Origin of the sequence: Paenibacillus sp. FSL P2-0322, assembly GCF_037975315.1 — a bacterium.
GTDB lineage: Bacteria > Bacillota > Bacilli > Paenibacillales > Paenibacillaceae > Paenibacillus > Paenibacillus polymyxa_B.
Window position 1 is genome coordinate 1,448,641 of the sequence record NZ_CP150243.1, and the last position, 11,538, is coordinate 1,460,178.

Below are 11,538 nucleotides of genomic sequence, written 5' to 3' on the forward strand. Positions count from 1 at the left end.
ATGTAAAAGGGGGAGTTGCTTTGAAGCTATGTGTAATTGGTGCAGGGTATGTCGGGCTGGTGTCGGGGGTCTGTTTTGCCGCACTCGGGAATACCGTCGTCTGTGTAGATCAGAATGAGGACAAAATTCATCAGCTGCGTGCAGGTGGGGTGCCGATTTATGAACCGGGATTAAAGGCTCTAATTAAAGATAATGTAGAACAAGGCCGACTAAGCTTTACAACAGATACGGCTGCTTCGGTGGAGGCAGCCGAAATTGTTATTTTGGCGGTCGGTACACCTTCGCTGCCAGGCGGAGAAGCGAACCTGTCCTATATTGAAGAAGCCGCCTGCGAGGTGGCAGACGCCATGAATGGCTACAAAGTAATTGTCACCAAAAGCACGGTGCCTGTCGGAACGAACGAACGTATTCAAAATTGGATTGCGAGCCGCACAAACTATCCTTTTGGTGTGGCTTCGGTTCCTGAATTTTTACGCGAAGGTTCAGCAGTCATAGACACCCTTCAGCCAGATCGAATCATCATCGGAGCTTCCGATCCGCATGTGTCCACTGTGCTGACTACACTGCACGAACCGTTGACGACAAATATCGTAACCACGGATATCCGTTCGGCGGAGATGATCAAGTACGCGTCGAATGCTTTTTTGGCGACCAAAATTTCGTTTATTAATGAGATTGCAAATATTTGTGAAAAGGTGGGCGCAGACGTTACACGCGTGGCACACGGTATGGGGCTGGATCAGCGGATCGGTTCCTCCTTTTTGTCTGCTGGTATTGGCTATGGGGGTTCCTGTTTTCCCAAGGATACACAAGCTCTGATCCAAATTGCTGGCAACGTGGACTATGAATTCAAGCTGCTGAAATCTGTGGTAGAAGTGAATCAGGGGCAACGTTTTAACGTGATTCGTAAGCTAAAAGAGGCGCTGGGTGATCTGGAAGGAGCCACGATTGGCATATGGGGGCTGGCCTTTAAACCGAATACAGATGACGTAAGAGATGCCCCGGCGCTGGATATCATGCAGTCGCTGCTGGAGGCAGGGGCGCAAATTCGTGCATATGACCCGATCGCTACCGCTAACTTCCGCCGACTGCTGGACAGCTCGGAAGTAACGTGGGCAGATAGCGCACGAGAAGCGGCAGAGGGATGTGACGCACTGTGTCTATTGACGGAATGGGAAGAGTTTGGTGATATCGGGTTGGGTGAGCTGAATGAGCTTATGAAGTATCCAATTATGATTGACGGACGCAATGTGTACAGCGAGGAGCAAATCAGACAATCCGCCTTTGCATACTATTCTGTCGGCAGGCCACAGATGAACAATCTGGATGTAGATCGTCATCAGTCTGTAGTAAATCCGTAAAGGGGAGGCTGCATATGAAACGATGGCTGAAGATGACATTGGGGGCTGCGGCGTTATTGGTCGTAGGGGCTACTGCCTACACCGCTTATGTGTATCATTCCTTTAAAACAGCGGCGAATGCGATGTATCATCCGCGCAGCATCGTGCAGCCTGGGGCGGTTTCTACCCTTGCAACGGGCGGAGCAGGGCGATCCGTAGATACAGACTCTGGATCAAGTACACCCAATCCGGCAGCCATCTCCCAGTTCAAGCCGTTCACCGTGCTGGTACTGGGCGTAGATCGGCGGTCTCACGATCCAGGACGATCGGATACGATGATCGTCTTGTCTGTTAACCCTGCCGAAGGCTCTATGTTGATGTTCAACATCCCACGTGATACGCGAACAGAGTTGATCGGCAGGGGGCGTGAGGACAAAATCAATCACGCTTTTGCTTTTGGGGGCGTGGATATGTCGATCCGTACGGTAGAGCATTTTTTGAACCATCCGATAGATTACTATGTACAGATGAACATGGAAGGGTTTGCGAAAATGGTGGACCTTGTGGGGGGAGTCGAGGTTCATAACCCACTTGATTTTCAATATGAGGGCCATCATTTTGCGCAGGGTAATTTGAACTTGAACGGGGCTGAGGCGTTGGCCTACGCCCGTATGCGTTTTGATGATCCACGTGGGGATCTCGGAAGAAATGCTCGCCAGCGGGAGCTACTCAAGCAAATTCTTGCCCAGTCCATCAGCAAGGAAGGGCTGTTGAGGGTAAAACCGATACTGGAGGCAGCGGGGGAGCAGATTCGCACAGACATTACCTTTGACGATATGACCACCTTCCTGACCCGGATCGGTCCGTCCCTCAAGCAGACGGATACCGTTGAGCTGAAGGGACATGGGCGTAAAATCAACGGTGTGTATTATTACATTGTGGATGAGCAGGAACGCCAGCGTATCCATGGAGTGCTGGAGAAGCACATGCTTACCGAGGCCATATCGCCTTAGGTAAGCCTTATGTAGACGGGTGCCCTATTGGGAGGTCACCCGTTATTTTCTTATAAAGTCTTCTAAAAAAGGCTTGTCCCACATACATCTGTAGAGAATTCGGTATAGTCCAACAGAGGGAGGGGCAATGTGTGCTGTTTAGAAGGAGAGCGGCTTCGGCGTTCGTCCGTAAGCTATTATATTTTGCAATCATATGTGGATTGTTATGGTTGCTGTGGCTGGGTCTGCATGGGGTGATGTCTACAGGCGAGGGCGATCAAGCGGTAGAAGCACTGAACGAGTTCTACACTATGGAGCAATCGGGAAATTTCGGAGGCTCATGGGAGCTTTTTCATTCGCAAATGAAAAAGAAATTCGAGAAGTCCACGTATGTACAGCAGCGTGCGCACGTTTTTATGCAGGATATGGGGACGGATACGTTCACGTTTGAACTGGGGGAGCCGCAGGCTGAATATGACATTCGTACCGATCAGAATGGAGAAGAGTTAGGGAAAGTTTACCGTATTACGGTCACTCAGCATTACAAGACCCGATTCGGCAACTTTGATATCGTACAGCCTTGTTATGTGACGCAGGAAGATGAGAAGTGGCGGGTGCTTTGGATATACAAGGACAAGGAATAGAGGTTGCGTGGTGTTTCTAAAAGGTTAAATATGGTACAATACTTCCAAAACCGGAAATGTACAGTAAAATGGATCACAGCTTCACTCCGGATGGAAGGAGTTTCAAAGCATGCAGCAAGCGACAGGACAGGTTCCCGTCATACGTATGGAGGGTGTGAGTAAAATCATTTCCTCAAAAGCGATCGTGGATGATCTGACGCTGGAGGTTCCGGCGGGGCAGGTATTTGGTTTCCTTGGACCCAATGGTGCGGGAAAAACGACCACCATCCGTATGATGGTTGGCCTGATTTCGATCAGCAAGGGCGATATTCATATTTGTGGAGACAGCATTAATACCGATTTTGAAAAGGCCGTTGCCCATGTCGGCGCGATTGTTGAGAACCCGGAGATGTACAAGTTTTTGACAGGCTATCAAAATTTGCAGCATTTTGCGCGAATGTCTCCTGGCGTGACCCAAGAGCGCGTGGAAGAAGCGATTCGTCTGGTGGGACTCGGAAATCGGATTCACGATAAAGTAAAAACCTACTCGCTCGGGATGCGGCAGCGACTTGGGGTAGCTCAGGCGATTTTGCATCGACCGAAGCTGCTTGTGCTGGACGAGCCGACCAATGGCTTGGACCCGCAGGGTATTCGTGAACTGCGGGATTATTTGCGTCAATTGACCCGTACGGAAGGAATTACTGTATTCGTATCAAGCCATTTGTTGTCCGAGATGGAGCTGATGTGCGACCGTGTAGCTATTATTCAGAGCGGACGGCTGGTTGATATCAAGCAACTGAAGAATACAGGGGAGGAAGTGCATAAGGCGGAAATTGCTTTTGAGGTAAATGATGCCGAACAAGCTTATGCGCTTGCTGGAGCAGGGCGCGTCGAAGGTAATCAACTGCTGCTTCACCTGGAGCGGGAACAGATTGCAGAGATGAACAGCCTGCTGGCTGCAAATGGCATTAAAGTATATGCGATTCGCCCGGTTGCCCGTACGCTGGAAGATCAATTTTTGGAAGTGACGGGAGGCGGGGTCATTGGGTGATTTCTTCAAGCTGGTACATAACGAAAATCTGAAAATTTACCTGCGTGTGCGCACATGGATTATGCTGGGATTGCTGGCGGTCATCACTGCTGTGATTCCGATGCTGATTTCCTTGGTTTCCGATCAGGTCAGTGTGTGGGATGGGATTGCGTTGACGACGTTGTTTACATTTTTCCTCAATACGACGTTTACGGTCATTGTAGCCGCTGATTCGGTGGCTGGTGAATTTACTTGGGGAACGATTAAGCTGCTGCTCATCCGACCTTGGACTCGCAGCAAAATATTGTTGTCCAAGTATATATCCGTGATTTTGTTCAGTTTGCTCGGAACGATCATTTTGATTTTGATGGTTACGCTGTCCTCATGGCTGATGTTATCCAAGGATGCACCAGCGGGTTCTGTTCCGCTGTTCAGTGATCCGATATCTTACGTAACACTGAACTTCTTGTATAGCTATATCGCCTTATTCGTGACGATGGCCTTTGCTTTTATGCTGTCCGCTGTTTTCCGTTCCAGTGCCTTGGCGATTGGGCTGTCACTGTTCATGATGTTCACCAAAACAGTTTATAACACGATTGGTTTGTTCAGCACAGATCGTTTTGAATGGACCAAATACGTTCTATTTACGCATATGGATCTGAAAAAATATTTAGATATGCCGCCGGGTACGGTAAGTTCCAGTCTAACCTTTTCGCTCACCGTGCTGGCCGCTTATTATGTGATTTTTATCGCCATTGCCTGGGTGGTTTTCGTAAAACGGGATGTTTCAACCTAAATCGAAGTGCCATAGAGTAACACAAAGGACGTTCAAATGCCTAGCATTTGGACGTCCTTTTGTTATTTCAGAATTTTGTAAAATCCTCATTTAAGACTATTTTATCCTGTATCTATGTCATTTTTTACTACACATTCTACGTGCAGGGGTATATTGTAATCTATTTTCAGCAAGAATCAATCAATAGGGTCACTTTGCGTTTAAAGAGGTAGAGAGAAACAGAACAGAGGGGGGCCGCATGATATGCTGCAAAATAATCGTTTTTTTCGTCTGACTACGGGTATTGTCATGCTATTACTCATCATTTACTTGGGCACCAAAGTAAGCTTTATATTCAGTCCTCTCGTATCTTTGGTCAGCTTGCTGGTTGTACCGTTGATGCTATCTTTTTTCCTCTATTATTTATTGAGGCCGATTGTAGATGTAATGGAACGGAGAAAAATCAAACGATCTATCTCCATCTTGCTGATTTATTTGGTCATTGGAGTGTTATTGTTTGTTTTCTCATGGGGTGTGTGGCCTACGCTGCGTGATCAAGTTACCAATTTATTTGAAAATGCGCCGAAGCTCATTAAAAGTCTGGTTGATCAATTGAGCCAATGGCGGCATAATCAATCCTTGAGACAAGTGCTGCCTCCGGGTGAAGACCCGCTGTCACAACTGTCAGATACGTTGAACGAAGCTTTTTCGACACTGTCTGATTATTCGGTAAAGCTGGTATCGTTCGTGTCCTACTTTTTTATTGTATTGGCTACCTTTCCAATATTGCTCTATTACATGCTGAAGGAAGGGAGCAAGTTTGGCCCTAAAATGCTAAACTTCTTTCCAAAAAAATATCACAAGGACGCATTGGAGGTTATGGAAGATATCGATAGTGCACTCAGCAGCTTTATCGTGAGTCGGGTGCTGATTAATGTCGCGTTGGGTGTGATGATGTTTCTTGGATTTTTAATTATTGGCTTGCCTTATGCCTTGCTGCTTGCCGTTATTTCGATTTTTCTTAATTTTATTCCCTATGTGGGGGCAGTGGCTGCTTCTATACCTGTGGTTATTATTGGATTACTCGAATCACCTTCGATGGCACTCTGGTCCCTGGTCGTGGTGATCGCTGCACAGCAAATTCAGGATAATTGGCTGTCACCTATAGTTTTTGGCAAGCAGCTGGATATTCATCCGTTGACTGTCGTTATTTTACTGTTAGTTGGTGGCGACCTGCTCGGGATTCTGGGTATCATTTTGGTGATTCCATTGTATATGTGCGGAAAAATCGTCATACGCAAGGTGTACCAATTATTTTTGGAACGCAGAGTGGAGGATATTATGGAATGAATGGAGAATGCACTGGATTTAAAGGAGTATATACTGACTTTATCCTGCTTCGGATTGCAGAGCGGCTTGGCTATCCTCCTTGTTTTTGCTGAAACTAGATTGGGTTTCGTCGTTTGACTCATCCGTAGAAGTTGACAACTCTACATCCTTTGTTCGGTTCATTTGAATTGTGCCGTCCAGTATACCGCCTTCAGAAATGACCAATGCAGTGGTCGCGGTATTTCCGTACAGTTCACCTGTCGGCGTAATGGTCAGTCGTCCTTCTGTAGTAATGCTGCCAAACACCTTACCGGCAAGAATGACGTCTTGTGCGATGATATCCGAACGTACAACAGCAGATTCTCCAATGACGACAGTACGAGTGCTGCGGATATCGCCCTGAAAATGACCGTCAATCCGAATATTGGCCTCTGCCTCAACTGTACCTTCAAAGCTGGTGCCATTAGCGAGCAGTGTATCCATAGCTGGGGCGGAGAGCTTTTTTTTGGATTCCTTGAACATGATGGTTTTCCCCCAATCTTTTATTGTAAATATTTTCAAAAATCCTCATTGTACATACAGTAATGGATCGACAGGTTGGTTATGCTTGACGATCTGAAAATGAAGATGAGGTCCTGTGCTTCTCCCGGTACTTCCCAGCAGACCGATGGTCTGTCCTTTGTGGACACGATCCCCCGGAGCCACCTGCATGCCGCTCAGGTGCATATACCAGCTCTGGAGTCCGTCAGGATGCTGGATGATGATGCACTTGCCGCGGGCTCCGCTAGAAGCAGCCTCCAAGACGGTGCCAGCTCCTGCTGCATAGACAGGATCACCGGTTTGTCCGGCAATGTCCACGCCTGAATGGAAGGCAGATCTGCCTGTAAAAGGGTCGCTGCGATAGCCGAAGCTGGAGGTCATTCGCCGTGAACCTACAGGCCAAACGGAGGGATTCCCTTGCTCGGCAAGAGCAAGTCTACGAGTCTGGAGTAGCTGTGCGGCTTGTTTGCGCTCCAGATTCTGCTGTACGGCATTTGCTTGCTGAATAGAGCGGGGAACCGTACGTTCCACCGTGTCCAACAGAGATTCGATCTCCTGAAAATCATCCATTGCCTGGCGAGTTAGGAGGGCAGTATTTTCATGCACTGCGATCAGCTCGCCCCCGATATGGCCGGAAGCATCCCAGGAGAGCGGAGTCATGGTCTTTTTATGGTTACTTGTGGCAGATGAGTTTCCGTGTTTACGAATGAATTGCTGCATTTGCTGTTCCAGCTCCGTTACACGCTGGAGGCGTTCACGAATATTGGTGGCTTGATTCGTCAGCTCCATGACTTCCTGCCGTAGTCGCCCAATGGCTGCATCCTTGTCCGCTACCGTGACCTCCATCTGCAAACTCTGGACAGCAAGATTCGTTTCCATTTGGGAGATAATATGGGAAGAATGGATTTGCAGCCCGATCACGAGTGTAGAGATAGACGCGATCACAAGAGTTGGGACGAGAATGACAGCGGCTGTAGAGCATTGTAGCTGCTTGGGCGGTTGCTGTGCATCCCGAATAACAAGCAGGGTCATCCGGCGATTTAGGCTTCCTTTTTTCATAATCGCTCCTTTCCGGACATCGCTCCTATAGTGCTTGGTTACTATCTATTCAGCTTAAGAGGCAAACATGTCAAAAAAATTGGAGCTTAGTATAAAACGTAGATGAGGATTTTGCAAAATCCTGAGATATATAAGGAGGCTTAGACATGCTGTGGTTGCTGTTGGTTTTAATTGTTTTTATTTTTCAGACCGGGACGATCCTGCTCTTTGAATTTCGCAAGCCGTCCAAAGCGGTAGCCTGGCTTTTTATTTTGTTTTGCTTCCCGCTCATTGGCTTTGTCGTGTACTACTTTGTTGCACAGGATTATCAGAAGCGCAAAATGGTTCGAAAAGGGGGATCGCAGCTGTTTCGTGAGTTTCGCGAGCGTCTGTGGGCGCAATCCAAAGTGATTGAACATGTGGAGCAAATGCATAATCCTCATTTCAAGCATCAGGAGCGACTGTTTAACCAGTTAATTCGTATGTCGGAAAACCCGTTGACTGGATGTAATCGCACACGTGTGCTGACGAACGGTGAAGAAACCTTCGAGGCTATGCTGACAGCGATGGAACATGCACAACATCATATCCATGTGGAGTTTTACATATTTCGGGCCGACGAAATCGGAAGAAAGTTTCAAGAGGTCATGATCCGCAAGGCACGTGAGGGAGTAAAGGTACGATTCGTTGTGGACGGTGTAGGAAGCTACCATTTGCCCTATTCCTTTATTCGTACCTGTAGTGAGGCGGGAGTGGAATTTCATTATTTTCTACCTCCGTTTTTCGCCACGTTGGACCGCCGGATTAACTATCGCAATCACAGGAAAATCGTGGTGGTGGACGGCATGATCGGATTTGTGGGAGGGATTAATGTAGGCGACGATTATCTCGGAAAATACCCCAAAGTGGGATTTTGGAGGGATACGCATTTGCAGATTGAAGGAGATAGCGTTTATTTTCTGCAAAATGCATTTCTTAGCGACTGGAAGCTGGCCTCAGGGGAAAGGCTGATGGATGTGAATTTATTTCCTCCACATACCTGCACTGGGGATGAGGAAGTACAGATTTTGAGCAGCGGTCCCGATCAGGTTTGGGATACGATTCAGGAAATGTGTTTTGGAGCGCTCACAGTTGCCAAAAAGCGGATTTGGATTACGACGCCGTATTTTATTCCCGATCTGGGGATTTATGAGGCGCTCAAGCTAGCAGCAGTCAGTGGCGTAGATGTGAAAATTATTATTCCCTACCAATCCGATTCGAAGCTGGTTCATCTGGCGTCTTTATCCTATGTGCAAGAATTGCTGGAGGCAGGGGTGGAGTTCTACCAATATCGAAAAGGATTTATTCACGCCAAAGTGGTGATTGTCGATGATTTACTCGGCTCGGTCGGGACCGCCAATATGGACATGCGCAGCTTTTTCTATAATTTTGAGTTGACCGCTATAGTTTTTGCTAATTCAGCACTGGAACGGCTTTCGGAAGATTTTGTAGAGGACATTTCCAACTCCTCACGCATAGATTTAAACGTGTTCCGCAGACGGCCTCGATCTCAGAAAATAGCTGAAATTCTAACTCGCATGCTCTCTCCACTCCTTTAAAGGCGGTTTTCGCCGTTTTTATCGATATAATCCCGCTTTATTGTGATTTATGTGCTCTTTGCTAACTTTTTTGCGCAAAATCACAGTTTTATGGTATACTATTCATATAACACAAGCGCGGTAAAGGAGAGGGGACTGCGGATAGCAGCCCCTTTTTCGGTCCAATATACCATACTGTAACGGGGGGATTTATATATGAGTGTAGTGAGCAAGGAAGTTCAAAATCTGTCTGAAATCACAGATGTAACCGGAGAGTTGACCAAGATCAGCAAAATTCCAGCTAATCCGAAGAACAAAGCAAAACGCCTGTTTCAGCGTGCGGCCATGATTATTTTTGGTGCGACGCTTATGGCAGTGGGCCTCGAAATATTTCTGGTTCCTAACGGCGTTATCGACGGAGGCGTCACAGGTATTTCCATTATGGCCTCCAAGATTACTGGCTATCCACTCGGTATTTTCCTGACCCTGTTGAACCTTCCATTTTTACTTATCGGATACAAACAAATCGGTAAAACCTTCGCTTTATCCACATTATTCGGCATTATCGTGATGTCCATCGGTACCGCGTTACTTCACAATGTAAGTGCATTGACTCCTGGCGAACCACTATTGGGTGCTATCTTTGGGGGCGTCATTCTCGGCGTTGGGGTGGGTCTTGTGATTCGGTCCGGCGGCTCGCTGGATGGAACAGAGATCGTAGCTATTCTCGTCAGTGAAAAAACTCCTTTTTCGGTCGGTGAGATCGTACTGTTCGTTAATATCTTCATTCTGGGAAGTGCAGGTTTTGTGTTCGGTTGGCCGAATGCCCTGTATTCCATGATTGCTTATTATATCGCCATGAAAATGATTGATATTACAATTGAGGGTCTGGATCAGTCCAAATCGGTCTGGATTATTAGTGAAAAATACCGTGATATCGGGGATGCCCTGACAGACCGTCTTGGACGGGGCGTAACTTATCTGGAAGGTGAAGGCGGCTTTACGGGCGAAAGCAAGAAAGTGATTTTCGTCGTCATTACCCGACTGGAGGAAGCGAAGCTGAAGAGCATCGTTGAAGATTGGGACCCGCACGCTTTCGTTGCGATCGGTAACATTCACGATGTGAAGGGCGGACGCTTTAAGAAAAAAGGAATACACTAGCGCAAGGGGACAATTTCTCAGCCTAATGGCTGCGGGGTTCGTCCCCTTTTTTGTTCTTCCAAGCATGGATCAGGTTCGGTGTGCATTGGTGCGCATATGCTTGAGGACGTCTTCTACGGGCTGGGGAGGAACCTTGTCGATCAAGTCACCTACCTGGTTTAGTCGTTCTTCAATATTCAGCAAATGGTAGTCAAGTGGTGATACATCTTGCCGTACCTCTTCCCATGTTAGCGGAGTGGAGACCGTAGCGCCGGGGCGTGCCCGCGGGGTATAAGGAGCGGCCAGAGTTTTCCCCTGATAATGCTGCAAATAATCAAAATAGATGGCTGTTCCCCGATCCTTCTTTAACCGTTCGAGTGTGAACAGATGCGGGTGCTTTTCTGTCACAAACTGTCCAACTAATAGCCCGATGCTGCGAAGTTCGTCGAAGGTTATGCCTGTACGGATCGGAACGATAATTTGTACACCTGTGGCCCCGGAAGTTTTGGGGACGGAATCCAAACCAAGCGAAGCCAGTACTTCACCGACAATAGAGGCTGCCTCCATAATACGTGGCTCCACCTCTCTGGATGGATCAAGGTCAATCATCCATTCACAGGGCAGCTTGCTTCCCGCTTCATGCAGAGAGGGGTGGAATTCCAACGCAGCTTGATTACCAAGCCAGAGAAGTTGTGGCAATTTGCCGAGCACGATATATTCAATACCATCATGCAGAGCGGTTTCAATATAGTCCGGCCGAGGACGTGGGGCATTTTTCTGATAAAAAAAATCACCGTGAATCCCATGTGGCCAGCGGATGACGGTCAGTAGGCGATGATGGCAATATTTGAGCAGGAAGGGAGCCAATACCGCGAGCTTGCGAAGATATAGCGCCTTAGTCACGCCTGCTTCAGGCCACAGCGGTTTATCCGGGTTTGTGATAGGAATTTCCTGACCTTCAATGGTAATAGTACCTTTAACAGCTTGTCCCATAATGCTATCCTCCTTTGGCTAACATGCAGCAAAATCTTTATTTACAGGCTGATTGTTGCACTTATAGATCTACATATGGTTTAACATGAACGTGAAGTGCTGAATTTATCCATCAAAGGGATTGACAAGATACATTATGTATCATAAATTTATAATAAAAA

At 47.4% G+C, this 11,538-nt stretch carries 11 protein-coding genes; 8 read left to right on the forward strand and 3 right to left on the reverse strand.

Annotated features, from left to right (window positions below; translation table 11 throughout):
- Window positions 1-20: 20 nt before the first annotated feature.
- From MKY24_RS06350 to MKY24_RS06375, 6 genes are all read left to right on the forward strand, one after another.
- On the forward strand, window positions 21-1,361 hold the full coding sequence (locus MKY24_RS06350) for a UDP-glucose/GDP-mannose dehydrogenase family protein (RefSeq protein ID WP_028543098.1): 1,341 nt from the start codon (window positions 21-23) through the stop codon (window positions 1,359-1,361).
- 14 nt (window positions 1,362-1,375) lie between these two features.
- Window positions 1,376-2,353: an LCP family protein gene (locus MKY24_RS06355; RefSeq protein WP_071559037.1), complete on the forward strand. Its 978-nt coding sequence runs from the start codon at window positions 1,376-1,378 to the stop codon at window positions 2,351-2,353.
- A 131-nt stretch (window positions 2,354-2,484) separates the two neighbouring features.
- Entirely contained in the window at window positions 2,485-2,976 is a 492-nt protein-coding gene (locus tag MKY24_RS06360; protein ID WP_023987444.1) for a hypothetical protein, read from the forward strand.
- 109 nt (window positions 2,977-3,085) lie between these two features.
- Window positions 3,086-4,006, forward strand: coding sequence for an ABC transporter ATP-binding protein (locus tag MKY24_RS06365; RefSeq protein ID WP_068938660.1), 921 nt, complete (start codon window positions 3,086-3,088; stop codon window positions 4,004-4,006).
- A complete protein-coding gene (locus tag MKY24_RS06370) occupies window positions 3,999-4,781 on the forward strand; it encodes an ABC transporter permease subunit (protein ID WP_023987446.1) in 783 nt (260 codons plus the stop codon). Before MKY24_RS06365 ends, MKY24_RS06370 begins: the two co-directional genes overlap by 8 nt.
- A 243-nt stretch (window positions 4,782-5,024) precedes the next feature.
- Complete coding sequence (locus MKY24_RS06375) at window positions 5,025-6,110, forward strand: AI-2E family transporter (RefSeq protein WP_023987447.1); 1,086 nt, start codon at window positions 5,025-5,027, stop codon at window positions 6,108-6,110.
- A gap of 39 nt (window positions 6,111-6,149) precedes the next feature.
- Here the strand turns inward: MKY24_RS06375 and MKY24_RS06380 are convergent, their stop codons facing one another.
- The gene (locus MKY24_RS06380) at window positions 6,150-6,611 is read right to left on the reverse strand and encodes a polymer-forming cytoskeletal protein (RefSeq protein ID WP_053324862.1); all 462 of its coding nucleotides are present in this window, start codon (window positions 6,609-6,611) and stop codon (window positions 6,150-6,152) included.
- Window positions 6,612-6,656: 45 nt separating this feature from the next.
- Window positions 6,657-7,688, reverse strand: a complete 1,032-nt coding sequence (locus tag MKY24_RS06385) for a M23 family metallopeptidase (RefSeq protein WP_028543094.1) — start codon at window positions 7,686-7,688, stop codon at window positions 6,657-6,659.
- A gap of 146 nt (window positions 7,689-7,834) precedes the next feature.
- Between MKY24_RS06385 and cls the strand changes: the two genes are divergently transcribed.
- On the forward strand, window positions 7,835-9,265 hold the full coding sequence (gene cls, locus MKY24_RS06390; RefSeq protein WP_028543093.1) for a cardiolipin synthase: 1,431 nt from the start codon (window positions 7,835-7,837) through the stop codon (window positions 9,263-9,265).
- A 195-nt stretch (window positions 9,266-9,460) separates the two neighbouring features.
- On the forward strand, window positions 9,461-10,405 hold the full coding sequence (locus tag MKY24_RS06395) for a YitT family protein (protein WP_023987451.1): 945 nt from the start codon (window positions 9,461-9,463) through the stop codon (window positions 10,403-10,405).
- A gap of 69 nt (window positions 10,406-10,474) precedes the next feature.
- Here the strand turns inward: MKY24_RS06395 and ligD are convergent, their stop codons facing one another.
- Complete coding sequence (gene ligD, locus MKY24_RS06400; protein WP_053324865.1) at window positions 10,475-11,377, reverse strand: non-homologous end-joining DNA ligase; 903 nt, start codon at window positions 11,375-11,377, stop codon at window positions 10,475-10,477.
- Window positions 11,378-11,538 lie beyond the last annotated feature (161 nt).